This is a genomic window from Ktedonobacter sp. SOSP1-52 (assembly GCF_016587395.1).
This window is the reverse complement of record NZ_BNJH01000001.1, coordinates 702,761-728,792: the sequence shown is the minus strand read 5'-3', so window position 1 is coordinate 728,792 and position 26,032 is coordinate 702,761. Positions and strand designations below refer to the sequence as shown.

Here is a 26,032-nt window from a genome sequence, read left to right as displayed (position 1 = left end):
TCTGGCGAGAAAGAGAGATGTATATGCAACATGAAGAGGCCGCGCTTGTCGTCGGCGTCGATGTCGGTGGTACGAAGATTGCCGCCGGGATAGTGAATGCACAGGGGCAAGTTTCTGGCCGCGTCAAGCTTCCGACTGATACCAGGAGCGTGGAGCATACGCTCCAGAGCATTGCTTCTGGTATTAGAAGTACCATCCAGGCTACGCAGGGATCTTCGCAACGCATCAAGGCCATTGGCCTGGGTATTCCGGGTATGGTTGATCCGCTGCAGGGCGTCTGTCAGCTTTCAGTCAATCTTGGCTGGCGGGATGTGGCGGTGAAGACCTGGCTCGAACAGGAATTGCAGCTTCCTTGCTTCATCGAGAATGATGTGAGTGTCGCGGCCCTGGGAGAGAGCTTTTACGGTGTTGGCAAGGGGCTGGAGACTGTTGTCTATCTTAGCCTGGGGACTGGAATTGCCGCCCGCACGATCATTCATGGACAGCTCTTTCGCGGTACCCATGGCATGGCGGGAGAGATAGGTCACGTGGTTTTTGACCCTGCTGGCCCCCTTTGTCGCTGTGGAGCCAGGGGATGCCTGGAGGCATTGGCGGCGGGTCCAGCCCTGGCTCGCAGGGCCGAGGACGAGCTTCAACAAGGGAAGGTGTCTCTTTTAGCCGGATTTTTGCAAGCATCAGCGGGGACAGGACTGCGGGCTGAACATGTCTTCGCGGCGGCAACCAGGGGTGATGCGCTCTCGGAACAGATCTTACATGAGGCCGGGCAACACCTGGCATATAGTATCTACCTGCTGACAATGAACTTTGATCCGCAGAGAGTTATTCTCGGTGGAGGACTAGCTGTGGAGGGAAGCCCACTGATCGAGGCTATGCGTGTGGGACTCACCCATTGGCTGCAACAGGCCCCTGTTTTCCGTGAAATGCTCAGTCAGGAGGCGGTTTGCCTGGCCAGCTTACAGGGTGACGCCGGTATCGCTGGCGCGGCCGCCCTGGCTATAGCTGAATCAAAAACAAGGAGTCTTCTATCGTGAACAATACAGAACAGTTGGTTCCAGATCACTACGAGACGCACACACTGCGTGAAATTTTGACCCAGTCACTTGCCTGGCAGGCGGCCCTGGATGTGGTCGCAGCGAACCAGGAGGCCATTCAGGTCCTCTGGAAATCGAAGGATTATACTGACATAGTCGTCACAGGATGCGGCTCAACGCACTATCTCTCACAGGCTGTCGCGCCTCTGCTTCAGCGCCAGTTAGGCATACGAGCACGTCCTGTACCTGCTTCAGAGCTATTGCTCTTTCCCGAAACCGTCATCGCACCCGATAGCCGTCCACTTCTATTTACCATCTCACGCTCTGGTCAGACCACAGAGACCATTCGCGCGACCAGGATGTTTAAGCAGCGCTATGGTGGACCAGTCATCACCATTGGCTGTTATCCTGAAGCAGAGCTGGTGGCCCTGAGCGACCTGGCGCTGGTGATTCCAGAAGGGCAAGAGCAAAGTGTTGTACAAACGCGTTCCTTTAGCGCCATGCTGCTAGCCGCCCAGGCCGCGATTGCCCTGGCTCATAACGCTCACTTTCAGGCGATGCGCAGCTTGCCAGAACTGGGGAAACGCTTGATTGATGCTTATCACGATCTGGCCAAACAGCTTGGGAGCGATGCACGCTTTGAGCGTTTTTACTTCCTGGGTTCGGGCCTACAGTATGGCCTGTCCTCTGAGCTCAATCTCAAGATGAAGGAGATGTCGCTCTCTGTCTCTGAGGCATTTCACTTCATGGAGTTCCGTCATGGTCCCATGTCGATGGTCAACGAGCATACACTAGTGGTGGGCCTGCTCTCGGATACAGCCAACGCCCATGAACTAGCAGTCCTACGTGAGATGCGCGCCCTGGGTGGTACAACACTGGTGCTCTCTGAAGACCTCGTTCCTATAGCAGCCGCTGACTTTCAGATCAACTTCCGCTCGGGCTTGGCGGAGAACAACCGCGCGGTCCTGTATCTGCCACTGTTACAGCTTCTCGGCTACTACCGGGCCAGGATCAATGGTCAACATCCTGATCATCCCCATAACCTGACGGCGGTCATTGTGCTTGACGCGGAGAAGTAAGAGATGATTGTGACCGTCGTGCCTAATCCTGCGCTTGATAAGACGGTTGTCTTACCCGATTTCAAGTTGGGTAACATTCACCGTGCCGGAGAAGTCATCATCCAGGCAGGGGGAAAAGGCTTTAATGTTGCCAGGGCACTACGCACCTTAGGAGTTCAGGGGCTGGTCATAGGTCCAGCGGGGGGCTATGCCGGGAAACACTTGTTGGCCCTGGCTCGCCAGGAGGGCTTGAGATTGATATGCAGGAGGTGAACGCCGAGTTGCGTACGTGCCTGACTATTGTTGATCCCGCGGCAGACTACCAACTGACCGAGATCTATGAGCAGGGGGCGTCACTGAGCAGGGCTGAATGGGAGGCCGTGGTACACAGGGTCGCGAGCGCGCTCCCGCGAGCGACCTCCCTGGTAATAAGTGGCAGTTTCCCGCCAGGCGTGCCGGAGGATGCCCTCCTCATGCTTCTCCAACAGGCCAGGACCGCTTCAGTGCCTGTCCTGCTAGATACGCATGGCGCACAGCTTCCCGCTGCCCTGGCATATCGCCCCGCTCTGCTTAAGCTGAACCAGTTCGAAGCCGGGGAACTGCTTGGTTATCCGCTTACTGATCCCTTCCAGGCGATGGTAGGGACCGCCGAACTACAGCGACGAGGCGCGCAGGAGGTCATTATCTCACTCGGGAAAACTGGCGTTGTGGGCTGTACAGCCGAGGGTCAGCGCTTTGGTTGGATAGCTCCTACTGTATCTGCCCTCTCCTCAACAGGAAGCGGCGATTGTCTCCTGGCGGGTATCGCTGCCGGGCTCATCCGTGGCCAGGGATTAATCCAATCAGCCCGCCTGGGGGTCGCAGCAGGAGCCGCAAATACCCTGCAAATAGGGGCTGGTCTCCTGAATCTTGATGATATCGAGACGCTGTTACCAGGTATCCAGGTCCTATCACTGACCAGCTAGCAAACATCTCCGCTCATGTATAGAAAGAAGATATGCAGTGGGAAAGATACAGATGAGTCGCGGAAAATTTGAGCATCTACAAGCCTGTACCAATGCGGATGGCATCATAGCCGCCGTCGCCATGGATCAGCGTAACTCACTCAAGAAGAGTATGGAGAAACTGGTTGAGGGAAGTGGCACACCAGAGGCGATTACGACCTTTAAGCGCAAGGTCTCGCAGATTTTGACGCGCTATGCAAGCGCCATCCTGCTTGACCCTGAATATGGCCTACCTGCCTTGCAAGAGCGTGTCCAGGGCCGGGGAGCGCTCCTCTCCTATGAAGTCACTGGCTATGATCCCCTGGTAGTAGGGCGTTTGCCGCGTCTCCTTCCGAACTGGAGCGCGCGTCGGCTCGTTGAAGTGGGGACCGACGCGGTCAAAATTCTCCTCTACTATAACCCTGCCGACGCGGGATGGATAAACGAGATCAAACAGGCTTTTGTCGAACGCGTAGGCGATGAATGCAGGGCGCTTGATATCCCCTTCTTCCTTGAGCCACTGGCCTATGATAATATGCATCCTGAGCAAAGTTTTGAGTTTGCTTGTTTAAAGCCCGGCTATGTCCGCTCGATCATTGAAGAGTTTTCACAGCCACGTTACGGTGTTGATATGTTGAAGGTCGAGATCCCGATCAACAGCGCCTATTTAGCTGGCACCCACGGCTTCAAAGGCAATCAAGTCGCCTATGATTGGCAGGAGGCCAGAGAGCATTTCCAGGCTCTCGCAGCAATCAGCAGCCTCCCATTTATCTTCTTGAGTGGAGGTGTGGATGATGCCATTTTTCGCGAGCAGCTAGAACTGGCAGCCGAGGCTAGTATTCCTTTCAGCGGTGTCCTTTGCGGTCGTGCAACCTGGAAAGGCGGCATCCCAGTCTTCGTCAACGACGGTGAAGCAGCGCTGGAAGAGTGGTTGCAGGAACAAGGCGTACAGAATGTGCAGACCCTCAACGCAGTGCTGAGCCAGTGTGCCAGGCCCTGGCATACCATTTACGGCGGCCTGGAAGCTATCCAAGTCACCGATTAAGGGTCAGATACCGCCGTCCGAGAAGCATGGGGACTCATCCCAGCTTTTGGTGAAGAGGAGCAAAATCCATACTGATCCCTCGATAGTTCTTGTTCTTATGCAAACACAAAATCTACACCTCTCTTGCGCTTGACATCTTTGGAGTTTAGTACTAAACTATCCATAAGCAAAAGAGAGGAGGTAACGAGATGCCTGGTTCAGCGGTGCTCGCCTGGTTGCGCCTGTTCCGCGTTTTTCAGCGGATAGATCGTGCACAGACGGTGCATCTACGCTCCTGGAATTTGAACGTTGCCCAATTCGATGTTCTGGCACGTGTGGGTGCACGTAAAGGAATAACGCAACAGGAGCTGGCCGATAGCCTGCTCGTAACCAAGGGCAATATCTCCCTCCTGCTCAATCGCATGGAAGAAATGGGCTTGCTTAAGCGTTATCAGGAACGACGCAGCAACACGCTATTCCTCACCAATAAGGGCCAGGAGCTCTATGATCGCGTGGTCCCCGCACACGAGGAGTTGATTGCGCGCTTGATGAGTGGTGTGAGTCCATCTGAACTGAGACAGCTTCAGCACCTCCTGCGTAAACTGGAGTATACGCTCCGTTAAAAATTTTTATGTCGAGGGTTTAGTACTAAACCTTTTAGATAGAGATAGAGAAGTTCACCAAAGCAAGAAGGGAAATACGTTATGCAACTTGGTGGTTTGCATCATATCACGGCCATTACTGGCAATGCCTCGCTCAATGTCGCCTTTTATACGGACATTTTAGGCATGCGTCTCGTCAAAAAGACCGTCAATCAGGATGATGTTAGCGCCTATCACCTTTTCTACGGAGATGAAACTGGCAAACCTGGCTTCGATCTGACATTCTTTGACTGGCCCTCGGCTGGCCCCAATCGTGAGGGTGCGGGCACGGTTGCCACCATCGCACTCGGCGTCAATAGTCGCGAGGCACTTGACTGGTGGGTACAGCGCTTTGACAGCTTTAAGATTTCTCATGAGGGCATCCAGGTTCGCAATGAACGCACGGTATTGCCTTTCCAGGATCCCGAGGGGCAACGTTTAGAGCTGGTGGATGCCCAGGGACAACTCCAGAGCACCTACTGGAAGCAGAGTCCCATCCCTGCTGAGATGGCCATTCAGGGCTTTTACGCTGTGACCCTGATCGAGCGTGACCTGGAGCCAACGGCTTCCTTTCTCACCGAGACGCTGGGCTTCCGCCAGGGCGAGAACTACCAGTCCGAGGAGGGCAACACGGTCTATGTCTTTGAGATGGGACCCGGTGGCGCCGGTGCTGAAGTACACCTTGACGTGCGTCAAGATACTCGTGGCGGACGACCCGGTATCGGCGGTGTGCATCATGTAGCATTCCGCACGCCAGACGACGAGGAACAAGAGCAGTGGTTTCAAACCATTAGCAAGCACACCCGTAACATCTCATCGATTATTGACCGTTTCTACTTCCACTCGATCTACTTCCGCGAGCCAGGCGGCGTGCTCTTTGAGATCGCGACTGATGGCCCAGGCTTTGCGACCGATGAAGACCTGGAGCACTTGGGTGAGCAGCTCGCGCTTCCTCCCTTCCTGGAGCCACACCGTCAGGAGATCGAGGAGAACCTTCGCCCCATCGTCCCCTTTAAGCTCGCCTCCGTTCGCTAAATAGGGTAGTGTTGCAAAAAAATTAAAGCTCTGCAAATTGAAGTACACACAAACATACCTTACTAGTAAAAGATGCAAAACGTGCGCCCTTTCTCTAGAATAATGATTCTTGTGCTGTAATTACTGGCTCCATTTTCTCCGCTCAAAATTTTTTTGCAACACTACCTCTTGCTTGTTTGGGGTTTTAGGAAAATTCCGCCTCATCGCAGAAAGCGCACATCCAACGAAAGATAGTCTGGAGCTAATTTATCTGAGCTGTGCATCTCGTTGCGTATCCCGTGGGACATTGCAAGCCAGGACTGGGTCGGTTGGTTGAGATGACATTGAGAAATCCTCCAATTCTCTTGCAGACATTGTTGTCCTCAGCATACAATTTCAAGTGAACTTGAAGTCAAGAGGGAAAGAAAGGGCAAATACATGGAAGAGCTTTCCATAGGGGAGGTGGCGCGCCGGGCAGGGGTACGAACCTCTGCTCTGCGCTACTACGAAAGTATGGGATTGCTTCCCGCTCCTCGCCGAGTCTCAGGAGGGCATCGCCGGTATGATCTCAGCGTGTTGAACCTGCTCAAGATCTTACAGATGGCACAGCGGGCAGGATGTACCATTGCAGAAATGCGCCTACTGGTGGCAGGCTTCTCTTCAGAAACCCCGGCAAGCGAACGTTGGAAACTGCTAGCTCAAAAGAAGCTTCTGGAAGTCGAGGAAGTAATCGCTCACGCTCAACAGACCAAACGGTTACTGGAGCGGCTGCTGCAATGCGGATGTCTCCGATTAGAAGAGTGTCTGGAGACAGACGAGGGAGAGAGCCATTCCCACAACACACCCATGGATGATGTCATTTGACCGAATTATTAGTTGTTGCCCACTTTTGGGACATTTACTATTAGAGAATTCGAGAAAAATTATATTTATGATCGATAAAGTTTTTTGTTGTCCTTGGAAATTGATAATAAGATGGAAAATGAGCTTTTATGCGCCTTTTACCCTCGCCAAACCGAAAATAAAGGTTGTATTATTTATGCAATGAGCAATGGCAAAACAATGACCCTCTCATGATACATCACATTTGGGTTGTTTCAACGGGAGCTGTGCTCTGAGCTCTACGTCTTTTTGCCTTGCTACTCACCTGACGATGCTTCGTCTTTCAGGGATGGAAATGGAGGCTTGATTCAGGCCTCCATGACGAAAGGATGATATGAAACAGCACTCATTGCGCCTGTATATGTTTTTATCGATTGCCGCCGCACTGGTGACGATGGCCGTCAAATTTGTTGGGTATCAGCTCACTGGCTCGGTGGGATTGTTCTCTGACGCTGCCGAGTCGGTGGTCAACTTGGTCGCAGCCCTGGTTGGACTCTGGGCTGTCACGCTGGCAGCGCGCCCTGCCGATGAAGAGCATGCCTATGGGCATAGTAAGTCGGAATACTTCTCTAGTGGTGTGGAGGGCGCGCTTATTCTGGTGGCGGCTCTGGTGATTGCCTATGAAGCCATTCCGCGTCTGCTGCATCCCGAACCCATTGATCAGGCGTACCTGGGTTTAAGTTTTTCCGTTCTGGGAGCAGCTATCAATGGCATCTTAGGCTGGTTTATGTTGCGAGAAGGCAAAAAGCAACGCTCAGTCACCCTTCAAGCCGACGCGCATCACTTGTTCGCCGATGTCTTTACAACAGTGGGTGTCCTTGTGGGTGTGCTGCTGGTTGCGCTAACACAGTGGTACATTCTCGACCCTATCGTGGCGCTTCTGGTCGCTGCCAACATCATCTGGACAGGTCTCAAGCTCCTCCGACAAACCGGATTAGGGTTACTGGATACCGCACTTCCCCAAGAAGACCAGGAACAGGTCAAAGCGATTTTAGCAGCGTATCAACAACAAGGTCTTGCGTTTCATGCCATACGCAGCCGCATGGCTGGTAGGCGTCGTTTTGTCTCCTTCCATGTGATCGTACCAGGACAATGGACGGTGCTTAAAGGGCATACGATGTGTGAAGAGATTGAACTGGCCATACGCGAAGCCTTACCCGAGAGTACAGTGTTTACTCATTTAGAACCCAAAGAAGACCCCGTGTCGTTTGAAGATATCGAACTCGATCGAACATTGGTCTAAACGACGCCCTTTGTAGCGGGAAGGGTGAGTGTGAGCCTACCTGAAGGGCTATACAGCGGAAGCCTTTTTGACCAGAAAGAGGCTTCCACTGTGGTATGCTACATTAGAGGTGTGATAAACGTTTCCACGGAATCATGCCAGATATTGACAATTGGAGACATCTCTGGTAGAGTTTCGTTAGAAAGAATGTTCTTATGTGAAACGCCAAGAGAGAGATTCACTGACACGAAGGATGTGTTGTTGGAAAGGAAGAAGGCGCAAGGTGCAGTTAGTCGAACGACATCTCATTCGTCATCAGGATGCACGCTTTGCGGTCATTGATCGAGCAGCTTTTGCCTCCAAAAACCTCTATAATCAGGCCAATTACCACGTTCGGCAAGCCTTCATTCACGAGGGAACCTATCTGCCCTACGCAGCCATCTTTCATCGCTTGAAACAGCATGAGGCCTATTGTGCCCTGCCTCGCAAAGTCAGTAATGCCATCCTGATCCAACTCCACCACAACTGGGTCAGCTTTTTTGAAGGCATGGAGGCCTATCGCGAAGACCCCTCTCCCTTTACAGGACGCCCCAAGATCCCTGGCTATCAAGACAAGACCAAGGGCCGCTTCCTGCTCATCTACGAGAAAAAAGCCCTGGGCAAGAGGGCATTCAAGCGTACAGGCAAGCTGGTCCCATCAGGATTGCCCATCGAGATCGCGACCCAGATCACCTGGGAAGCTATCAGGCAGGTACGCATCGTTCCACGCGCCGATGGCTACATGCTGGAGGTCGTCTATAAGCAGGAGATCCAACCGGCTGCGGTCAACCCGCAGCTTCGAGCAGCCGTGGATGTGGGTGTCAATGTGCTCGCAGCCATCACCAGCGATAAGCCCGGCTTTGTGCCTCGCCTGGTGAGTGGCAAACCCCTCAAAAGCCTCAATCAGTACTACAACAAAGAGCGCGCCAAGCAGCAGCAACGCCTCGCCCATGAGAACCGATATACCTCACGTCATCTCGATCGTGTAACGACGAAGCGCAATCGCCGTGTGGATGCCTATGTGCACACGGCCAGCCGTCGGATCATTGATCTGTTGGTGAGCGAAGGCATCGGAATGCTGGTGATTGGCAAGAATCCCTTGTGGAAACAAGAGGTGAGCATGGGGTGCAGGAACAACCAGCAATTTGTGCAGCTTCCCCATGCCCGTTTCATTGAGCAGTTGACCTACAAAGCGCACCTGGTGGGGATCAGAGTCATCCTTCAGGAAGAAAGTTATACCAGCAAGGCCAGTTTTCTAGACAACGATCTCATTCCAACCTATGAGGCCAATGCTGCGGAGAAGCCGGTGTTTTCAGGCAAGCGTGTGGCTCGCAGTTGGTATCGTGCCAGGGATGGACGCCTCATTCATGCCGATATCAACGGATCGTACAACATCTTACGCAAAAGTAGCTCCGACCCTTTGCAAGTGGGGCGAGGAGTAGCGGGAGTGGCAGTTCTCCCGAGACGGCTGGCCGTCTAAACGGATGACTTATAGGCATATGTGTCATCATTTTAAGATACTGTATATTGCTCGTAGAATAAAATTTCGTTTTTTCGTTATTTGACAATCAATATGACCCTTACAGCTTTCTGGTAAAACAGGAGTTTCGATGAGAAGCAAGAAACAGAAACGCATCCTTTTTCTCTGTGCCCATCGTTCCGTTCGTGAACTCATGGCTGCCAGTCTGCTGGCCGCTCAGAAACAGAATGAATGGGATATTTGGATCGCTCCTGCCTTTGTTCCTTCTAACGAGGTCGCTTTCGTCCGCCAGGTGCTCGACGAAGTTCATGTTCCATTGCTGGCCTCTCCTCAAACAGCAGAGCCATCCTTGGATCACTCTTGGGATGAGGGAATTGTGCTCTGTAGTGGTGCAACGAATCAATGACCCTTCATCCCGAACGCCGGTCGGCGTCAATTGTGGTCTGTTGAAGACGTTCCAGGACAAGATCTCTCACAAGATGAGCAGCTTCTCATGTATCGTCGCATTCGTATGACCCTTCTCCAATTGATCAGGCTCAACTTGCTCCTTCCGAAACATTTAGCACTGCTTCCACAACGCAAGTAGTTTCTGCTGCATATCCCACGGGATGCGCAACGAGCTTGTAGCAAGCTCACAATGAAATAATGGAAGAGGTTGTTAGAAGCAGACAGGGACTCTTGCCCCTCATGATCAGCTCAGAGGGGAAATGACACCTCGCTCAAATTCCCTGTTTGGAAGTCAATTCCTCATGTATTACTTGATGGTGAGAGAGGCAGGGACGCCTGCGACGGTCACACGCAGTTGCGGTGGTCCCCACCAGGCATTACATGCGAGCCGATCAGGCCAACTCCAGCGATAATGCGAACGCACCGCGCGAGGGGGATGTGGTGGAGGGGAAACCCTCTTCGGGTTCGACGAGGTATCCATCTATGGGCAGGATCGTGATGAAAACTTCATACACCCACTCACCGATGCACTTGCCCACTGAAACCCTCTTGCCCGGTTCGGGGCACGGTGTCGAGTCACAATGACGCGAGTTTGAGGCACTTCTCCATCCAATTGCAGCCAGCCTCCGTCAAATAACTCAACCTCCTCGTCACTGTTCACTCTGCTCACCCTCGCGGTTGGTGGGTGAGCCAGCACATGTCGGAACGGATCGGTGCTCCAGGACGCGATACCCTCTCGCTCGTGTCACCATCGGCTGGATGTCCAAACAGAGTAACAGACGACGCAGGGCGGAAGGAAAATCGCGACCACTGGAACTGCCAACCTACCTGGGATCGCGGTCAAAGGTTATCGTTGGCGGTCGGCCATGCTGGCGCAAGAAGTCGATGACGGTCTGCATCGCCGTTTGCGCATGGAAATCTTCCCGCACCTGAGCCGAAAGCAGCACCGAGGTGCCAGCATCCACAAAGTTGCACACCTCGACCACATGTTGCTGCTTGCCTCCCTGGCTTTCACTCCTCGCCACGGTACTCACATCTTTAAAGTCTATCTGGATCTCTTCGAGAGGTGCTCTCGGCTCCAGGGGCTGTTTCTTGGGCCTGGGATGCTCCAGGATACAGCCATGTTTGTGCAAAATCTTCCACACCGTGCGGGTCGAGCGTGGCAACAGCAATTGCAAGGCTTGCAGTTCGGTATCACGCGCTAAGTAGTACAGCAAGGCGCGAGGTCCCGGAACCCGCTTGAGGTTCTCGGGTGGCGAGAGGCGCATCTCTACGATGCGCTCCTCCACGCGTGGGTCCCATGAGGGGTACGAGGCATGATGAGCGCGTGAGCGAGACATGAGCACCTGCACATCATCCGCCTCGGCCTCTCGCAAGCGTCTGCGCCATTTCTTCACCCAACTGCGAGACCGCCCAACAGCCTGGGCGTAGTCCTGCACCCTCCAATGGGGATAGCGCATCAGCAAATCGCGCAGGCGAGCGCGATCGCGCATCCATTCTTCTTCCATCCTTCTCCTCCAACATGAAGCGTGTCGAAACCACTTTCAGCCCCGATTCTATCCCATGTTTCCCCCTTCCGGGAGTCTCTTACTGCTGAGATGGACCCGAAGTAGCTACTTGGTTGGGGAGACGATGACGCAAAGTCATACACTTGAGAATGAACGGACCAGATGACAATGCGAAACGCTTCGTGTTGCAGCCCGGTTCGTTCATTCTCAAGGGCCAACTACCATTCGATTTATCGATCCGCATCGATGCTGTTGAAGAATTCGAGAAGAGCATCTGCCACCTTCTCGGGTGCCTCCAGAGCTGCATAGTGGCCAACGCCATCGAGGGAGACCGACCGGACTTGGCCCGATGCTACCTGGCTCATCGTTGCGAAGGTGAACTCACCGCCTCTGGCTCCAATTGCCAGCACAGGCATGCTCAGTTTGTGAGTGGCGACGAGAGCTGCAATGTCTGCGCCCTCCTGGAGCATCGACTGGTAGAGGCCAATCGCTCCGCGCCAGCCTGCGGGGCGGGAGTAGGTGCGTACGAACTCGTCGATGTCAGCTTCGGTGATCGCTCCTGGTGTCACGCTCATGGCTGGGAATACGAATTGTCCAAAGAACTCGCGCTCGCGGCCAGTGAGCAGCATCTCGGGAATATGCGGAGCGACAAGAACGCCGATGTACCAGGTGCCCCCATGTGTGACGTCGGCCAGCCTCTCCACGCCGAACCCGGGCAGGCCCGTCTCGATCGCGGTAAAGCTGAGCACATCTTCCGGGTGGGTGGCCGCGAGGCGGAAGACGGTCGTCCCACTGATGTCCTGGCCTGTGAGATGTACTGGACCAACGCTGAGCTCTTCGATGAGAAGGTGCAGGTCTTCGGCAGAGGTCTTGCTGTCGTACGTACCAGGCCCGTTATCAGAGTCACCGAAACCACGCAGGTCGACAGCGAAGACACGGTGATTGTCGGCTAGCAGTGGAAGAAGTTTGCGAAAAGTCCACCACGTTTCAGGAAAGCCATGCACGAGTAAGACTGGAGAGCCAGTAGTCCCTGCTGATACGTAGTGAAGCTGTGTTCCGTTCACTTTTGCGTGATGATGCGAGATACCAGTCAGCGCAGCACCTATTTTATTGTCACTCATAAATCTCCCCTATAGGTTAATTCGACAACCTGGTTGTCTATTGTCTATAATAGACAACCAGGTTGTCTTTGTCAAGCAGCATTGCCACGAGATACTGAACACTCAGCTTCAAAACTTCTGGTGAAGGAATAGAGCTTCAACGATACATGCTCACGTGATGAGAGATCTGATAGACGACACTATGCTGAAACGATATGGAAGGCGAGTCCATGAAGCAACAAGCCTCGTTGCAACAAATAGCGAAAGGATTTGAGAGGGGCGATTTGGAATATGGTAGCCTTGACGATCTCCGTTAGCTATGTTACTATCGGTAGACTATGTCTCGTTCAGGTGCTACTCTCACTATGCTTTTAATTGGCGGTTATCGTTCACTGGTGGACGCCGCGCACGTTGAGCTTGCCGCCCGCGGCTACGAGGATGTTCGTCCCGTTCACGACTTCGCAATTCGGGCCATTGCCTCGGGTGCTGACAACGCTTCAGAGCTAAGTCGGCGTCTAGCGGTCTCAAAACAAGCGGCGGCGAAAACTATTGGGGTACTTGAAAAGCGCGGATACGTTGTGCGTGAAGTAGATCCAGTAGACGCTCGCCGCAAACGCCTTTGTGTCACCGCACGCGGATTCGACATGCTGCGAGAAGCTGAAGAGATCTTTGATGAGTTACGCAATACATGGGCTCGGCAGATCGGTACCATCCAGATCGAGGAAATAGAGAAACATCTGGCAGAGCTGGTTGGCACTGATCCCCTTCGCCTCGATACCTCAGGGTGGCTTGCACAAGACCTCAGCGAGTAGATCTAGCATGTAAAACTTTCTGAATATCACGCACTTCCTGTACCTCGCTCGCCTCGATAGCTTTGGCCAGATAGACGGTGTTCCATGCGGCGATAGCAGCCATGAGCAGATGCAGACAACTCGCCCGACGCATCTAACCCTCAAAAGCCCGATCTCGCAATTCGCCAGGCCTGCCGACGATTCTGGTGTAACGCCTTATTCTTAGCGGGAAAACGGGGCTCTCCCTCACTTTGCGTGAAAGCCCTGGCTTCTACACCTTCCCCATTCGTTTCAACAGGCTTGAGGAGGGAGCCATTTTCAGGACTCTCTTTTGGGACCTTTTCGATTCACGCAAAGTGAGGGAGAGCCGAAAACGGAGGGTAAAAATGTTGGGAGCCCAATATACCCCTATTATTAATCTTTCGTCCTTAAAAAATATGAGCCGATGTTCTAGCTTTGTTCGTCCTGTAGTGATTCTTCAAAAGAGGTGGAAGAGTCCAGAAAACGATGGCGCTCACCGGCTTCAAGAGCTGGGCCACCTTCTACAAGTATGTGGTCAATACAAAGATGCCAGCAGAAGGCAAGCCATCTAGCCTCTGAGCAGGTGCAACTTCTCCTTCACCTGTGACCATGCCGTTTGCGTATAGCGCAGCGTCGTCTGGAGCTCAGAGGCCCCCTTCAGCGTCAGATGTCCCAAGTAGTAAGCGATCTCTTCCAGCGTCCATCCAGCCGAGAGTGCGCGATGAGCAAAGTCATCGCGCAAGTCATGAAAGCTGATCGTTGCAATTACTGCTTGCTCGTCTGGAGGTGCTTGCTGTTTGAGCGAACGAAACCAGTGATGTAGGCCAGCTTCGGAGAGTCGTGAACCTCGTTGTGAAGTGAAGACATATGGGCTGGACTCATCACGTCCTCGTTTCTGGAGGTAAGCATGCAGTGGACCTCGTGCTTCATTCACCAGATCAATATCTCGAACCTTCTCGGCAGGTTCTCCCAAATGGAGCCATCCAGTCCTTCCCCCAACATGGATATGCTCCATGAGAAGGTGGGTAAGGTCAACAACACGGGGTCATAACATTTTTACCCAGCAAAATTCCCGCTAAGCATAGAGAGAAATAGCAGACAATAGCACTATTTTTATGGAGAAGCTGCATTCGATCGGGGCCCGTGAGCAGCCAGCGAAGCAGAAAGACGACTCTTCATCCTACCATCTGAGATGAGAGCCAACCTTCACGGCTGATCGAGAGGTCATGATGCGTATTTTACCCCTACTGTACCAAATGTCATCTGCTTAGCGGGAATTTTGCTGGGTAAAAATGTTATGACCCCCATTAGGGCGTAAACCGTTTCCAATGGCCTTCGGAGACCACTTCGACAACGCCATCAATCACTTTGATGGCGGTCTGATCGTCCATCAAGTACGACGGAACCGGCATGCCGGCGGCCCATTTTTCAGCGTTGGCCAGGGAATTGCCCGGCAGAGAGGGGTTATCCAGGTGCGGAAACATCGCAAAATCAACCAGTCTCAGCGTTCTATCGCCGCCGGTGGGCGGCTTCCAGCCGACGAAGTACTCCCCGATGCAGGGGGCCATCACCATGCTCCCGGCGCTCACCCCCACGTAGACCGCCTCGGGAAGCTTCGGCAAGAGATTGGCCAGTCCGGATTGCCGCATCCAGTAGCACAGATACAGAGGATCGCCGCCTTCCACCAGCAGGGTGTCCGTTTCCTGGACGAGCGGGAGCCAACGCTCTTCATCGATACTGGATAGCGCGGTGAGCTCCAGCACGCCTAACGACTTCCACCCCATCTCGCACAGGGAGGTGAATCCATCAGGGAATGGAGCAGTGTTGGTCTCTCCGCGGATCAGCCGGGCGGCCATGGACGGACCATTGGGGTTGGCGTACAACGCGGTGGGAATGTAGAGGGCGCTGGACTCGGCGATCGGTTTGCCCAGCAGATCAACCAGGGCGTGACGAATGCTGTCGTTGCTGATGCCACCAGAGGTGAGCAGAAATTTCATGATGCCTCTCCTTGACGATTTCATGGGAGCAGAAAGGCTCCTCCAGTCCCACTCGTTGAGACTGAGGCCGACCTCTCCTAGAACGCAACGACTGCGTTTCTCATAGCGCTGAGTCGTCTGCTCTCGCTGTCAGTCTTGCGCACAAAGGTCTTCCGCTCCCTCATTGCATGCAAGACATTCTACCGTCAAACATGCGCAAAAACTTCTCCTATCTTGCTCTGCTTGCCATGCAGGGCTGTCGCCGCGCATTCCAAAACACGGTCTCAGAGGCAGCGTATTTCCAGTATTCCATATCGTTTCTCTCGATGGAGAGCGGTTTCTCCAGGGCGAGAGCCGATCCATTCCTGGGTTTCACGCTGATTTCCTGCGTTTCACCCAAATTTTCGCAGCAGTTCCTCCGAAAATTCTCCCCCTTGGAGGTCCAGAAACGCACAAGGATTCAGAAGGAGCAGAGGCGAAGTGCCAATGCCCCTTGTGAAGGAACCATTTGATTGTGGAAGAGCCCACGCGATGCGCAACGAGCTTGTTGAAGAGCTAATCATTGATCCGTAAGCGAAAGGCATGCAGAACCGGACAGGGAATCCATTAGAGCCAGCCAAACCGGTGGGATGGAGGGCAAAAAAAGGCAGAAGAGAGGAAGAAGTGAGACCCAGCCAGGAAAAGAGGCCGAGATGCCTTCACTCGGAGAAGCCAGCTTGTCCGAGAAGAGGGAGCCTATCGGCGGAGAAGCGCGAAGTTAAGCTATCGCGAAACCAAGTGAGGTGGCAAAGTCTGCTGGAATGCCGAACAACTTGATCGCGACTTGTCCAGAAGTTTCCGGGCGCGCATTGCGAGCGAGCCGCTCGGCCCACGAGAGGCGCGAGCGCGCACGCTACGCCCGGGAGAGGATCGCGTTCGCGGTGGGTGGCAAAGCGGCGGGAGACGACAGGCTCACTTCGAGGCGTTGGTGCCGCACGAGCCGAATACAGGCACGTCGATGTGCTCTGCGACTCTAATCTCGCCAGAGCAGTGGGGCGGGACCAATGGAGAGCGGATGCAGCAGCACGCTGACCTGGCGCGGCTTCGAGGTTTTGCTGCCCTGCCATTGACATTGCTCGCGCAGCGGACAAGGACGACAACTGCGGATGCTTGCTCCATACACGATGCGCAGGCTCCCGTCAGCTTCTCTGCGTTGCTCATGTGGGGTCAGCTTCTGGCCAGCAGGGCACTGAAGCATTCCATCGGGCTGGAGAGAAAAGTCATGGCCTGCGAAGCGACCGGCCTTCCATGCTGAACCAACTTCTGGAGGGGCATAGCCAGAGGCAGGAGCGGTATGTGGTGGAGAGGGTGGGAGAGCAGGTGCAAACTCGGTCGTGCGGACTGAGTCAGGATGGAGGTGATGCCCCAATTCGAGTCTCAGGTTCCAGACCCATTGGGTGATCAGTTGCCAGCACTCCTGTCCCCAGGCCGAGTGGCTGCACCAGCGGTCCGGATCCTGCTCTTGGTCTTCATCTGAGATGACCGGCTCAAAGGCACCGCGATGCAGGTACAACTCAACAACATCGCAAGCGGTAAATGCCTGTTGGGGCAGGTTCGTGAAGAAGAGTTTGTAGACCACTCCTGCGCGTGTGACCCCAATGGGACTCTTCTTCTTCGTGGCGGGATGCGTCGCCACGACCACGCGGCAGGGCGCCCCCTCGGGTCCCACCGGGATCTGGTGGGGGCAATCGTACAAACTGCGCATCAGGTGGCTTTCGGGGCGCTGTTGCACCTGATCAGGTGGCAGGTGCAGCCGTGCCGCAATCTGCGGATGATCAAGTAGGTGGTAGTCTTTGCCACGGGTGACAAACGCGAAGCCAGCCAGGTCAGTCAGTACGGCTCCGTTCCCATATTGGCCGTCGAGGCGGAGCAGCGTTTGTTCTTGCGGGAGCTGATACGTCGTGAGATACCGGCGGATGGCGGCGAGGCTCTGGCACAGTTCCGTTCGATACAGCCCACTGCCTCGGTTCCCGAAACTGCCGAGCCACTGATATCAAAACCGTTTAAAGAGTGTAGAATGTGAGCATGGCAAAAAGAGTCACCGTGACCACCGAATTGACAACCGAAGAGCTTCATGAGCGATACCGAAGCGCAACCAACCCAACTGAGCGAACGCATTGGCACATCCTGTGGCTGATGAAGGAGGGCCACACGCCAGATCAGGTGGCGCTCATGCTTGGCTATACCGCCAGATGGATTCGGACCATTGTCCACCGTTGGAATCAAGCTGGCGAGCAAGCGATCCGTGACCAGCGTCAAAGCTTGAAAGGAGCGCCCACGCTGCTCAGCCTGGAGCAGCAGAAGGAACTCGACCAGGCTCTCGATCAGCCTCCTGCTGACGGAGGGCTGTGGAACGGTCCCAAAGTCGCGGCCTGGATGGCGCAATGCCTGGGGCGCGATGTGGATCCGCGTCGTGGCTGGGATTACTTGCGGCGGCTTGGCAGGAGCACGCGCGTGCCTCGCCCGCAGCATGAGCAGAGCGACGAAGCCACGCAACAGGCTTTTAAAAAAACTCCCGGAGGAGGTTGAAAAGCTGCAACAGGCGTATCCCGAAGCCAAAGTGGAACTCTGGAGCCAGGACGAGCATCGCATCGGTCTCAAACCCGTTCTGCGTCGGGTTTGGGCGCGCAAAGGGAGTCGTGTTCGGGCGGTGGTCCGCCATCGCTATCAATGGATGCACCTGTACGGCTTTGTTGAGCCACAGAGCGGCAAGACGAGCTGGTTACTCATGCCGACGGTTAATACGGCGGCCTTTTCTCTCGCTCTGGCAGCCTTCGCTCAGGAACAAGGTGCCGGGCCAGACAAGCGGATTCTCCTGGTTCTCGATCAAGCGGGCTGGCACAAGAGTGGCGATCTCGTGATCCCCGAGGGGCTTCATCTGCTCTTTTTGCCCTCCCATTCGCCCGAGTTGCAGCCCGCTGAACGCTTGTGGCCTCTCTCCAATGAGCCGCTGGCCAACCGGGTCTTCAGCTCGCTTGACGAACTGGAAGACGTTCAAGTTGCCCGTTGCCGCTGGCTCCAAGCTCATCCTGAAATGATCCGTGGGCGTACCTCCTTTCACTGGTGGCCTTCTTTATGCACTACTTAAACGGATTTGATATGATAACTGTGCGCCTGCGACACGGTTGTCCGCGTCCTGACCACTTCCCCGCGCTTGCGGCCTCGGTAGCCAGGAGCACACACGTCATCCAACCAGCGACAGGGTGTGGGAAGGTCATCAGTCAGAGGAAGCGCACGTTGCCGGGCCGCTTCCCGCGTGCCGTCGATGTCAAACACCATCCAGCCACGACCTGTTCGATCCATCAGATCCCCAGTTTGCTTGTCAGGGGTGAGTGGGCGACTCAACAGATCATCGAGAAAGAGCGTGCGTAGCGCTTCGATAGGAGCCTCTGTCACTGCCGCTAAAAAACGGGACAGCGCCGAACGAGAGGGCAACTGATCCCGCTCAAACAGAGCCATGAACGGAATAGCAAAGGGCTGGAGGCTCTCGTAGAATTCCTCCAAGGTGCGTTCTCCGCTGATAGGATAGCCGAAGAGGATGGCCAGAAAGTCGACCACGTCATAGCGTCCAAAGCGCCGTCGGGCAAAGCGCATGTGCTCTGTGATCTTGCTCAGGACCTCATGCTTGCGAAGATAACTACTGATCAACACGACTTCTCCGAGCCAGGAAGGTGTTGAGGGAACGGGCTCGGAAGAGGTCTGGATACGCACTGATCTATCGGCGATACTGGTTATAGGTGCCTCCTTGAGAGAATGAGGGTCTTTTTCCTCTCAAAGAAGCACATCGCTCCCTGGCTCGCTACAGGTGAGCTGGCTCTCTGCACGTCGCGTGGGATTTATGACTTCATCCGACCCACTTGATAACAAGCGAGGATGTTGCCAGAGCCTTGCCAGGTGCGTGTGGCAAGGAGTTTGAGCGACACTGGCGGGCGGCCCGTGAACAGCGGGGTCCCCTCACCTACGATCACCGGAAAAATCGTGAGGTGCAGTTCATCAACCAGATCATGCAGGAGCAGGTCGTTCCAGAGCATACGGCTCACAAACGTGAAGATGTCTCTGCCTGGTTGCTGCTTGAGCGCGGCAACCTCCTGGTACACATCCGCCCCTCTGACGATGCGCGTCGTATCCTCCCAGGGCGCTAAATCCTCGCGGGTAATGGTATCCGAAACCACGATTTTCTCGACAGACTGCATCAGCCCTGCAAACTCACGTCTGATTGCGGTGGCATTCGGGTCGTGTGGTACCCCCGTCCAATACGCCTTGTTGCCTAAAAAGGACGTGCGGCCACTCAGGAGCAGGGTATCGGCGGCACGCAGCCGTTCAGTATTATAGTAATCGAAGTGCTCATCCCCTGAGTAGTCTTCGTGGAAATAGTCGAAGAGCGCATCGAGATTTCGATCTTTCCCTTCGTAATAGCCATCCAATGACACCAAGTTGCTGACAATGAGTTTCCGCATGATATCCTTCTTTCACTGTTCCTGGGGTTCCAAGCCCTCTCAATCAGGGGGCTAGATATTCATTCTTCTTCATCTCTTTCGATGCGGTCGCCCCCACAGGTTTTCCATAAGAGAGTGACATCTCGTTGCGCAATCCGTGGGAAGGACGATCAAACAGTTTTGGAGCCAGGATCCATGATTGCCGGTTCATATGCGGAAACGTTGCGAACAGGGACACGTTCTGATGAGGCAGTGAATTGGCTCAAAACCAACTCATCAAATCGGAGCGAGAACTGGAGCGTTATCTGCGCCTGCCACAAGAGGGACCTTGCGAGTGTAACTTGTATGTCACCTGTGCCAGGTTCGTGACTACTCCTAAATATGCTCCACGACTTCGTCGCCGGAGAATTGAGCAAGAACGTGTTGAGGATGCCCTTGCTCGTGCATGGCAACATGAGGTGGGGCGACATCACTGTCCCATCAGAAGAGTTGAACAACTGCTGGTAGATCTTGGAGAGTGCGATTCAAAATTTTGCAATGGTCCCCCAGACATAGGCGCCCGATTTATCGCGCGCAAGGCGATTTATCGTAGTGATACGACATATCAGGCGATTTGTCAGAATGCGGTATTGCTCCAGAGCAAATAACACGATAGCAAATGGCTGATTGCTTCCCTGTGCTCAGGCGATAAATCGCCTTGCGCGCGATAAATCGGGCGCCTATAGGGTTAAAGGTCTCTTTGCAAAAAAATGAATTCCACCCCCTAAATGCATAAAGTGTGAAGCCTCTACCTTGCCCCGCGACCTCTTACGGAGAGGTCGCGGGGCAAGGTAGAGGCTTCACACTTTATGCATCAGGACGATCCGAAGAGGGGAGGCCAAGACGCCCAGCCTGTGCATACCAGTACTGAACCTCTTCTCTGGTCCCAGAGCTTGCAGAGCCTGCACCCTTCTCGACCTCTTTCACCTGTATAAGCGTCTGCGGTGGCTGTGTTGCCATCCCTTGTTCCTCGTTATATTATGCGTAATATACGCATGGTATGGATGAGATGAATAGCGCGCAGCGCGGGAATAATACCAGCGATGGTGACCGAGTAAAGGTACTGCCTTTGGGCGAGTGGGCCTCCACAGACGATGCCAGGTAGAATATCGATGAATATTAGCTAAAACGGCATTGGTCAGATCAATACTCAACAGATTCTGGCGTTCCAGATCGAGGAGATGTGCCCCTCCTACCTCACGGCACAAACGCTCAATATCTTCTCGCAGCAAAGGATTACTCTTTTTTCTGTCATGCATAGATAATTCCCTTCCTCCTGTAACAGATATTCTAGTCACTCCCCATCGTGCCTATCTTGTTCATCGTGCCAGAGGGCGCGCATCTCGTCGGAGTGCTCTAGCAGGTGGGCCAGAGTTCCCTGGGCTTCAAGCTGGCCGTCTTTGAGCACGAGAATGTGGTCAGCGCGACGCAGGACCGCCCGGCGATGGGTGACGACGAGGTAAGTCTGCTCGCGCCGGGCGAAGAGCCTCTGCCAGAGCAGGCTCTCGGTCTCCACGTCCAGGGCGCTGGAGAGATCATCCAGGACGAGCAGTTCCGCTGGGCCTGCCAGCATGCGCGCGGCAGCGGTGCGCTGGGCCTGCCCCCCTGAGAGCTTCATACCACGCGTGCCGATCTCCGTCTGCACGCCCTGGGGAAAGTCCGCGACATCGCTGTCCAGCACGGCTTGATAGAGTGCCCCCTGGATGTCCGCCTGCCCCTCGGCCTGTCCAAGCAGGATATTGGCCTGCAAGCTGTCACTAAAGAGGTGAGGGATCTGCGGCGTATAGGCTGAGTGTGGCGGAACAAAGAAGGTTGCCGCGTCCGTTACCGGCTTCCCATTCCACTGGATCTCGCCCCGCTCTCTGGGCAACTGGCCCAACAGCGTGCGCACCAGGGTCGTCTTGCCCGAGCCAACACGACCAACAATCGCGGTGAGCGCCCCACGCTGGAGGCTCAGATTGATACCCTCGATTCCCACACCTCCAGGATAGTGATAGGCCAGATCGGTGGTTGTGATATACTCCAACCGCTCCCAAAGAGGGCTAACAGCCGTTTCAGTTATCGTCAGCGGCCCTTTCTTTAGTGAAACGGGATGCGGCTCGACCAGCTTGCGCTCCTGCCCCTGGCCCTGCATCAAAGACAGCAGGCGTCCCAGGGAGACCCTGACCTGCGCGTAGTTACCCAGGTCCGCCCCAATGCCGGAGATGGCGCCCGCGATATAGTCGATATAGAAGATGAAGAGGGCGATATCGCCGATGGTCAGGTGGGCGGCATGGGCGTTGAGAGCGAAGAGAAAGAGAATCAGGCCCGTTCTCAGGCCGACCGCGTTGCCAAGCATGGCATTAATACTGTCGTTTTGCAGGCGCTCACGCAACATCTTCACTAGGCGTTGATCACTCAGTTGGCGAAAGTGCGCAATGATGGGCTCCTCGGCGCCCGCGATCTGGATAGCCTGCGTCGCCCCCAGAATCTCGCCAATCAGGCCCGTAACCTTGCCGGTGGCGCTACGGCTGGCCTCGCGATACTTCTCCACGCTCTTCATCAAAGCCTGGGCGATAACGATGACGAGCGTGAGCGGTATAAGGACCAGCAGAGTGATCAGCGCGTCGATACGCAGGAGAATAATGATAGCCACGATGGCGAAGAGCCAGGCCCCAAGCAAGCCCACACCAGGAGCATAGGCGACGGTCTCCGTGTCGTCACGCAGGATATTGAGCGTCTCCCCCAGTGAAGCATTGACGGCTCGCGCTCCCGGTAACTGAAAAATCTGCGCGAGGACATTGCGGCATAGCAGGCCACGCACGGGGTAATGTACCTTCAGGGTGTTATCGAAACCAATGAATTGAATCCCCATCTGTGCCAGGATAAGCCCAAAGAGAGTCACCAGGAGCAGCCCCAGGACCTCGTCAAAGTGTGGCCTCTGATAAAGCGTGTCAAAGAGCCGCTGGAGTAGCAGGCCAAAGACCACCGTTGCGCCATTGCTGATAAAAGAGCCGATCACCGCCCTGACCTGATAAAAGATACGATAATGATTCAAAGCCCCAAGCAGTTGATATGTCTTCATGCGTATATCGCTCCATCAACATGTTGTAGCAAGCGTGCAAAGTGTGAAGTGGGATCATTCGCCAGATCCATTCGTGGACCTATTTCCAGAATCTCACCATTCTCGATCACAAGGATATCGTCAACGCGCTGAAGCGTCTCCAGGCGGTGCGCGATCACGATACCCGTGCGGTTGGCAAAGAGCTTCGCCATTCCCTGCTCCATTAGCCTCTGTGTCAGGGGGTCCAGGCGCGAAGAAGCCTCGTCGAGCACCACAAGGTCCGGGTTGGTCAGGAAGACCCGCGCGCAGGCCAGCAATTGCGCCTCACCAGCCGAGAGGCCTGCGCCGCCTGCGCCCAGCATAGTTTCCAGGCCCTGGGAGAGCGAGGTATACCAGGGCAGGAGACCAATCTCCTCCAGGACCGAGAGAATCTGCTCATCCGTGATATCACGCCTGAAGAAGGCCAGGTTATCGCGAACTGTGGCATCGAAGAGCTGTACATCCTGCGTGATCAGACTGATCCGCTGGCGCAGTTCGCCCAGGCGCATCTCCGTGAGCGGAACCTCGTTCAGGAGAATTGTGCCGGATTGTGGATCGTACATACGAAAGAGCAGGCGCGTAACCGTCGTCTTGCCACCACCAGTACGCCCCACGATGCCCATGACACGCCCGGCTGGCAGGTGGAAGGTCATGTCCTTGAGCACAGACTCATCCGCGCTATAGCCAAAGGCGACATGCTCGAACGTTACCGAGAGTGCCCCGGCGGCGGGCTTTGCGCCAGACCCATCCTGAATAGCCGGGCGCGTCGCGAAGAGCTCTCCAATGCGCCGAATGCAAGATTCGGATTTATTGAGATCCTGAAGCTGCCATTGCACCTGGTCCAGGGGCTGCATCAGCAGAGAGCTATAGACAAAAATCAGGTAGACCGTGCCAGCCGAGGCCAGCCCAATACTCCAGAGATAGGCGCCCAGAACCAGTCCTAGAACTCGCCCCAGGGCGAAGAGTGCCTGCGAGATGATCCAGGGGGAGGCCCCTGACCAGCCAGCATGGCAGGTGGTGGCATACCAGCGGTAGAAGCGATCATAAAAGTGCCGCCAGACATAGTTCATGCCGCCATTGGCGCGAATATCCTCCGTCGCCGCCAGGGACTCGCCCAGGAAGCCAAAGAAGTCCGCGCTGGCCTGCCGGGCAACCACCCAGCGCGCAACCGAGGGGCGGCGCATCCAGGTCAGCGCCACAATCACCAGCAGACAGTATCCGCCCATGCTAAGACCCAGCCGCCAATCAATCGAGGTCAGCACAACCAGCAGCCCCAACATAAGCAGCAGGTGAAAAAGCATATGCACTATAAACTTCGAGAAGAAGTTCGAGAGATCGTTGACATCTCCATCTATACGCTCAAGCAGTTCCCCCTGGGTATGCTGTTTATGAAAAGCCTGGTCCAGGGTTAAGACATGAGCCAGCAGATCGGCACGCAACTCATTGATCGCCGTCCAGGCTACCTTCTCGCACAGATACTCCGAGACAACTGTGGCCCCCTGATTGAGGAACGAGACCAGCAGATACAGCAACGCCAGCCAGGCAAGCGACTGCGCAAATCCCTGCTGTAACGTCGCATTGATAAAGTCGCCCAGCACCTTTGGATTATAAAGCTGTAAACCAATGCTGATGAGCAGTAGTACTGACATGAGCAAAACTTTCCCCCACTGGGGCTTAAGATAGCGTGCGAGCAGGCCAAAGTAACGTTTAAACGGTCGTAAGCTCACCCCTGCGTCCTTTCCAGTTCAAAGTTAAACAGAGAATAATCAATTGCATACTGGTGGGCAAGCGCAGGCGCGAAAAAAGCGCGCAGAGAAGCCTCTTTATGGTGTTGGTAGGAAGCATGGAGAGCAAAGGGTTGGAAGGAGGATGAGCCTCGCACCGTTGTCTCACCAGAACTACACATGCACACAGACAAGTAACTAAAACAGCCTGCCAAACGATACCCGCCAATCCTTCTTTCATTACATGGAAAGATAGCGTTATTTGACGAAGAGAGATGTTACCTGTTTTTTCACCAGCAGCGTGGTTGAGCGTGCATTAGTAGTGCGTGGGCATACGTGCATTGGCCTCCATGAGGAAATTAATGTATATTAAACATAGAACATGTTTGATGTTTTGTCAAGCTTTTAGCGCTTGTTGGGTGCGATTCAAAGTTTTGTGGACAGGGGAGAAGTAAGCCCCTGAAGATAAGGGAAACAGACGCAGGTCGCTGGAGGAATCCTAGCGTATCTCTCCCCAAAAAACACCGTCCAAAGGAACGATGCGCTCAGCTTGACGCTACATGTACAATAAGTGAAAGAGGAGATAAGTGGTATCTAGGGCATGGTTCTTGTTTTGCAAACTTCGCCTGAAGATGCATCCCCCGCAGAGAAATCGGTCGCCGTCCCCAGCGCTTCTGCGCCTCTGTGCGCCCCATGGGGCTCGTGGGAGTGGATGAAGCGTGGCTGTTAGATGGAAGCGGTACGTCATGTGGAGAGGGTGTCGCTAGGAAGATCGGGAGCAAGAGCGAGAGGAGTCGGGCAGCCATCTGCTTCCTGCGTCTGTCGCGTTGGTCCTCTCGTTTTCGCTTGCAGCGCTGCTGCTCCTGTCTCATTCTCCCCTGCCAGGTTTCCTCCCAACCATCATTGCATACCGCATTGCGTAGCAGCAACATGGGGTTGGCATTCTTACGCTCCCAATGCATCCCCGCGCCTTTGAGCCGGGCCTCCACGACCAACTTATTGGCGCTTTCCACCATGCCGGACCCGATAGGTCAGCCTGCCGCCTGATAGCTGGGATAGAGCATCTGAGAGCGACGGAGGGAAAGGTATTGGAGCTTTTTGCGTACCTCTGGATCAGAACAGTGCAGGCACAGGCGGCAGAGATGGACAAGAACGCGCTCTGGTCCTTCGTGTTTGAGTCGATGCAAGACTCCCTCCAGCCAGTGGGTGGGTAACCAGTGGCCGGCGGCTCGTACCGAGTCTCCAATCGCACTAATATACGAAGCGGCATGGGCAAAATCCAGGATGGGGACGGCATCGGCCCGGCGGTAGTCGATGAACCCCTGCCCAGCGGGCCGTTCTGCTCTTGCGCGAGGTGCTGGAGTGGCCGGCCTCTGAAGTGGCCGAGTGGCTTGACCTCTCCGTTCCCGCCGTGAACTCCGCTTTGCAGCGAGCCCGACAAACGGTGCATTAGCGCTCGAAAGAAAACGGAAGCGAGACTCCGATTGCGCAGCCT

25 protein-coding genes and 3 pseudogenes are annotated in these 26,032 nt (G+C 54.7%); 16 read left to right on the top strand and 12 right to left on the bottom strand.

Annotated elements, in window-relative coordinates:
- Nucleotides 1-23: 23 nt before the first annotated feature.
- The 10 genes and pseudogenes from JMJ16_RS03280 to JMJ16_RS03230 all read left to right on the top strand — a co-directional run bounded on the left by JMJ16_RS03280 (nucleotide 24) and on the right by JMJ16_RS03230 (nucleotide 9,780).
- The gene (locus JMJ16_RS03280; protein WP_201378376.1) at nucleotides 24-1,031 is read left to right on the top strand and encodes an ROK family protein; all 1,008 of its coding nucleotides are present in this window, start codon (nucleotides 24-26) and stop codon (nucleotides 1,029-1,031) included.
- Entirely contained in the window at nucleotides 1,028-2,110 is a 1,083-nt protein-coding gene (locus JMJ16_RS03275) for an SIS domain-containing protein (RefSeq protein ID WP_201378374.1), read from the top strand. The genes JMJ16_RS03280 and JMJ16_RS03275 overlap by 4 nt, the downstream gene beginning before the upstream one ends.
- A 3-nt stretch (nucleotides 2,111-2,113) precedes the next feature.
- A pseudogene (locus JMJ16_RS03265) lies at nucleotides 2,114-3,054 on the top strand (1-phosphofructokinase family hexose kinase).
- Between the two features lie 37 nt (nucleotides 3,055-3,091).
- Nucleotides 3,092-4,117 carry a tagatose 1,6-diphosphate aldolase gene (locus JMJ16_RS03260; RefSeq protein ID WP_236601169.1) on the top strand — a complete coding sequence of 342 codons (1,026 nt, stop codon included), beginning with the start codon at nucleotides 3,092-3,094 and terminating at the stop codon, nucleotides 4,115-4,117.
- A 188-nt stretch (nucleotides 4,118-4,305) separates the two neighbouring features.
- The gene (locus JMJ16_RS03255) at nucleotides 4,306-4,719 is read left to right on the top strand and encodes a MarR family winged helix-turn-helix transcriptional regulator (RefSeq protein ID WP_201378368.1); all 414 of its coding nucleotides are present in this window, start codon (nucleotides 4,306-4,308) and stop codon (nucleotides 4,717-4,719) included.
- Between the two features lie 81 nt (nucleotides 4,720-4,800).
- Nucleotides 4,801-5,772 (top strand): ring-cleaving dioxygenase, encoded by a 972-nt coding sequence (locus JMJ16_RS03250; protein WP_201378366.1) that lies wholly within the window; start codon nucleotides 4,801-4,803, stop codon nucleotides 5,770-5,772.
- 417 nt (nucleotides 5,773-6,189) lie between these two features.
- The gene (locus tag JMJ16_RS03245; RefSeq protein ID WP_201378364.1) at nucleotides 6,190-6,615 is read left to right on the top strand and encodes a MerR family DNA-binding transcriptional regulator; all 426 of its coding nucleotides are present in this window, start codon (nucleotides 6,190-6,192) and stop codon (nucleotides 6,613-6,615) included.
- A 352-nt stretch (nucleotides 6,616-6,967) separates the two neighbouring features.
- Nucleotides 6,968-7,876 (top strand): cation diffusion facilitator family transporter, encoded by a 909-nt coding sequence (locus JMJ16_RS03240; protein ID WP_201378362.1) that lies wholly within the window; start codon nucleotides 6,968-6,970, stop codon nucleotides 7,874-7,876.
- A gap of 262 nt (nucleotides 7,877-8,138) precedes the next feature.
- A complete protein-coding gene (locus tag JMJ16_RS03235; protein WP_201378360.1) occupies nucleotides 8,139-9,374 on the top strand; it encodes an RNA-guided endonuclease TnpB family protein in 1,236 nt (411 codons plus the stop codon).
- Nucleotides 9,375-9,504: 130 nt separating this feature from the next.
- A complete protein-coding gene (locus JMJ16_RS03230; RefSeq protein WP_201378358.1) occupies nucleotides 9,505-9,780 on the top strand; it encodes a hypothetical protein in 276 nt (91 codons plus the stop codon).
- Nucleotides 9,781-10,128: 348 nt separating this feature from the next.
- Here the strand turns inward: JMJ16_RS03230 and JMJ16_RS03225 are convergent, their stop codons facing one another.
- The 3 genes from JMJ16_RS03225 to JMJ16_RS03215 form a co-directional block, all read right to left on the bottom strand.
- Nucleotides 10,129-10,302 carry a hypothetical protein gene (locus JMJ16_RS03225; protein ID WP_201378356.1) on the bottom strand — a complete coding sequence of 58 codons (174 nt, stop codon included), beginning with the start codon at nucleotides 10,300-10,302 and terminating at the stop codon, nucleotides 10,129-10,131.
- Nucleotides 10,303-10,645: 343 nt separating this feature from the next.
- Entirely contained in the window at nucleotides 10,646-11,329 is a 684-nt protein-coding gene (locus JMJ16_RS03220; RefSeq protein ID WP_236601168.1) for a hypothetical protein, read from the bottom strand.
- A 230-nt stretch (nucleotides 11,330-11,559) separates the two neighbouring features.
- A complete protein-coding gene (locus JMJ16_RS03215) occupies nucleotides 11,560-12,450 on the bottom strand; it encodes an alpha/beta fold hydrolase (protein ID WP_201378354.1) in 891 nt (296 codons plus the stop codon).
- Between the two features lie 317 nt (nucleotides 12,451-12,767).
- Here JMJ16_RS03215 and JMJ16_RS03210 point away from each other — a divergent pair, with 317 nt between their 5' ends.
- On the top strand, nucleotides 12,768-13,241 hold the full coding sequence (locus JMJ16_RS03210; protein WP_374228915.1) for a MarR family winged helix-turn-helix transcriptional regulator: 474 nt from the start codon (nucleotides 12,768-12,770) through the stop codon (nucleotides 13,239-13,241).
- A gap of 568 nt (nucleotides 13,242-13,809) precedes the next feature.
- On the opposite strand, the pseudogene JMJ16_RS03200 reads toward JMJ16_RS03210, so the two are convergent.
- From JMJ16_RS03200 to JMJ16_RS03190, 3 genes and pseudogenes are all read right to left on the bottom strand, one after another.
- Nucleotides 13,810-14,271 (bottom strand): annotated as a pseudogene (locus JMJ16_RS03200) (tyrosine-type recombinase/integrase); the annotation flags it as partial.
- A gap of 277 nt (nucleotides 14,272-14,548) precedes the next feature.
- Nucleotides 14,549-15,238 carry a Type 1 glutamine amidotransferase-like domain-containing protein gene (locus tag JMJ16_RS03195; protein WP_201378349.1) on the bottom strand — a complete coding sequence of 230 codons (690 nt, stop codon included), beginning with the start codon at nucleotides 15,236-15,238 and terminating at the stop codon, nucleotides 14,549-14,551.
- 991 nt (nucleotides 15,239-16,229) lie between these two features.
- A complete protein-coding gene (locus JMJ16_RS03190) occupies nucleotides 16,230-16,961 on the bottom strand; it encodes a hypothetical protein (RefSeq protein WP_236601166.1) in 732 nt (243 codons plus the stop codon).
- Between the two features lie 78 nt (nucleotides 16,962-17,039).
- Here JMJ16_RS03190 and JMJ16_RS03185 point away from each other — a divergent pair, with 78 nt between their 5' ends.
- Genes JMJ16_RS03185 through JMJ16_RS03175 form a run of 3 tightly spaced genes read left to right on the top strand, consistent with a single transcriptional unit; the run spans nucleotide 17,040 to nucleotide 18,344 of the window.
- The gene (locus tag JMJ16_RS03185) at nucleotides 17,040-17,279 is read left to right on the top strand and encodes a hypothetical protein (protein WP_201378342.1); all 240 of its coding nucleotides are present in this window, start codon (nucleotides 17,040-17,042) and stop codon (nucleotides 17,277-17,279) included.
- A gap of 2 nt (nucleotides 17,280-17,281) precedes the next feature.
- Nucleotides 17,282-17,785, top strand: coding sequence for a winged helix-turn-helix domain-containing protein (locus tag JMJ16_RS03180; RefSeq protein WP_201378340.1), 504 nt, complete (start codon nucleotides 17,282-17,284; stop codon nucleotides 17,783-17,785).
- Nucleotides 17,727-18,344 (top strand): IS630 family transposase, encoded by a 618-nt coding sequence (locus JMJ16_RS03175; RefSeq protein ID WP_201378339.1) that lies wholly within the window; start codon nucleotides 17,727-17,729, stop codon nucleotides 18,342-18,344. The genes JMJ16_RS03180 and JMJ16_RS03175 overlap by 59 nt, the downstream gene beginning before the upstream one ends.
- On the opposite strand, the gene JMJ16_RS03170 is transcribed toward JMJ16_RS03175, so the two are convergent.
- Both JMJ16_RS03170 and JMJ16_RS03165 read right to left on the bottom strand, forming a co-directional pair.
- Complete coding sequence (locus tag JMJ16_RS03170) at nucleotides 18,341-18,967, bottom strand: hypothetical protein (RefSeq protein ID WP_236601165.1); 627 nt, start codon at nucleotides 18,965-18,967, stop codon at nucleotides 18,341-18,343. The genes JMJ16_RS03175 and JMJ16_RS03170 overlap by 4 nt on opposite strands.
- 125 nt (nucleotides 18,968-19,092) lie before the next feature.
- Nucleotides 19,093-19,713, bottom strand: coding sequence for a dihydrofolate reductase family protein (locus JMJ16_RS03165; RefSeq protein WP_201378338.1), 621 nt, complete (start codon nucleotides 19,711-19,713; stop codon nucleotides 19,093-19,095).
- Between the two features lie 236 nt (nucleotides 19,714-19,949).
- On the opposite strand from JMJ16_RS03165, the gene JMJ16_RS03160 reads away from it, so the two are divergent.
- Nucleotides 19,950-20,339, top strand: coding sequence for a hypothetical protein (locus JMJ16_RS03160; RefSeq protein ID WP_201378337.1), 390 nt, complete (start codon nucleotides 19,950-19,952; stop codon nucleotides 20,337-20,339).
- A 199-nt stretch (nucleotides 20,340-20,538) separates the two neighbouring features.
- On the opposite strand, the gene JMJ16_RS03155 is transcribed toward JMJ16_RS03160, so the two are convergent.
- The 4 genes from JMJ16_RS03155 to JMJ16_RS03140 form a co-directional block, all read right to left on the bottom strand.
- The gene (locus tag JMJ16_RS03155; RefSeq protein ID WP_201378336.1) at nucleotides 20,539-20,691 is read right to left on the bottom strand and encodes a hypothetical protein; all 153 of its coding nucleotides are present in this window, start codon (nucleotides 20,689-20,691) and stop codon (nucleotides 20,539-20,541) included.
- A 334-nt stretch (nucleotides 20,692-21,025) separates the two neighbouring features.
- The gene (locus tag JMJ16_RS03150) at nucleotides 21,026-22,795 is read right to left on the bottom strand and encodes an ABC transporter ATP-binding protein (protein ID WP_201378335.1); all 1,770 of its coding nucleotides are present in this window, start codon (nucleotides 22,793-22,795) and stop codon (nucleotides 21,026-21,028) included.
- The gene (locus JMJ16_RS03145; protein WP_236601163.1) at nucleotides 22,792-24,540 is read right to left on the bottom strand and encodes an ABC transporter ATP-binding protein; all 1,749 of its coding nucleotides are present in this window, start codon (nucleotides 24,538-24,540) and stop codon (nucleotides 22,792-22,794) included. The genes JMJ16_RS03150 and JMJ16_RS03145 overlap by 4 nt, the downstream gene beginning before the upstream one ends.
- A gap of 1,028 nt (nucleotides 24,541-25,568) precedes the next feature.
- Complete coding sequence (locus JMJ16_RS03140; RefSeq protein ID WP_201378334.1) at nucleotides 25,569-25,724, bottom strand: hypothetical protein; 156 nt, start codon at nucleotides 25,722-25,724, stop codon at nucleotides 25,569-25,571.
- A gap of 146 nt (nucleotides 25,725-25,870) precedes the next feature.
- Here JMJ16_RS03140 and JMJ16_RS56705 point away from each other — a divergent pair.
- A pseudogene (locus JMJ16_RS56705) lies at nucleotides 25,871-25,990 on the top strand (sigma factor-like helix-turn-helix DNA-binding protein); the annotation flags it as partial.
- Between the last annotated feature and the right edge of the window lie 42 nt (nucleotides 25,991-26,032).

Bases quoted from the DNA above. Each gene is read 5' to 3' on its own strand.
- JMJ16_RS03280 (WP_201378376.1), top strand. From the start codon at position 24: ATGCAACATGAAGAGGCCGCGCTTGTCGTCGGCGTCGATGTCGGTGGT.
- JMJ16_RS03155 (WP_201378336.1), bottom strand. From the start codon at position 20,691: ATGGCAACACAGCCACCGCAGACGCTTATACAGGTGAAAGAGGTCGAG.
- JMJ16_RS03245 (WP_201378364.1), top strand. From the start codon at position 6,190: ATGGAAGAGCTTTCCATAGGGGAGGTGGCGCGCCGGGCAGGGGTACGA.
- JMJ16_RS03190 (WP_236601166.1), bottom strand. From the start codon at position 16,961: ATGCGCAGTTTGTACGATTGCCCCCACCAGATCCCGGTGGGACCCGAG.
- JMJ16_RS03220 (WP_236601168.1), bottom strand. From the start codon at position 11,329: ATGGAAGAAGAATGGATGCGCGATCGCGCTCGCCTGCGCGATTTGCTG.
- JMJ16_RS03175 (WP_201378339.1), top strand. From the start codon at position 17,727: ATGAGCAGAGCGACGAAGCCACGCAACAGGCTTTTAAAAAAACTCCCG.
- JMJ16_RS03225 (WP_201378356.1), bottom strand. From the start codon at position 10,302: ATGGATACCTCGTCGAACCCGAAGAGGGTTTCCCCTCCACCACATCCC.
- JMJ16_RS03255 (WP_201378368.1), top strand. From the start codon at position 4,306: ATGCCTGGTTCAGCGGTGCTCGCCTGGTTGCGCCTGTTCCGCGTTTTT.
- JMJ16_RS03165 (WP_201378338.1), bottom strand. From the start codon at position 19,713: ATGCGGAAACTCATTGTCAGCAACTTGGTGTCATTGGATGGCTATTAC.
- JMJ16_RS03240 (WP_201378362.1), top strand. From the start codon at position 6,968: ATGAAACAGCACTCATTGCGCCTGTATATGTTTTTATCGATTGCCGCC.
- JMJ16_RS03195 (WP_201378349.1), bottom strand. From the start codon at position 15,238: ATGAAATTTCTGCTCACCTCTGGTGGCATCAGCAACGACAGCATTCGT.
- JMJ16_RS03210 (WP_374228915.1), top strand. From the start codon at position 12,768: ATGTCTCGTTCAGGTGCTACTCTCACTATGCTTTTAATTGGCGGTTAT.
- JMJ16_RS03180 (WP_201378340.1), top strand. From the start codon at position 17,282: ATGGCAAAAAGAGTCACCGTGACCACCGAATTGACAACCGAAGAGCTT.
- JMJ16_RS03150 (WP_201378335.1), bottom strand. From the start codon at position 22,795: ATGAAGACATATCAACTGCTTGGGGCTTTGAATCATTATCGTATCTTT.
- JMJ16_RS03215 (WP_201378354.1), bottom strand. From the start codon at position 12,450: ATGAGTGACAATAAAATAGGTGCTGCGCTGACTGGTATCTCGCATCAT.
- JMJ16_RS03230 (WP_201378358.1), top strand. From the start codon at position 9,505: ATGAGAAGCAAGAAACAGAAACGCATCCTTTTTCTCTGTGCCCATCGT.
- JMJ16_RS03250 (WP_201378366.1), top strand. From the start codon at position 4,801: ATGCAACTTGGTGGTTTGCATCATATCACGGCCATTACTGGCAATGCC.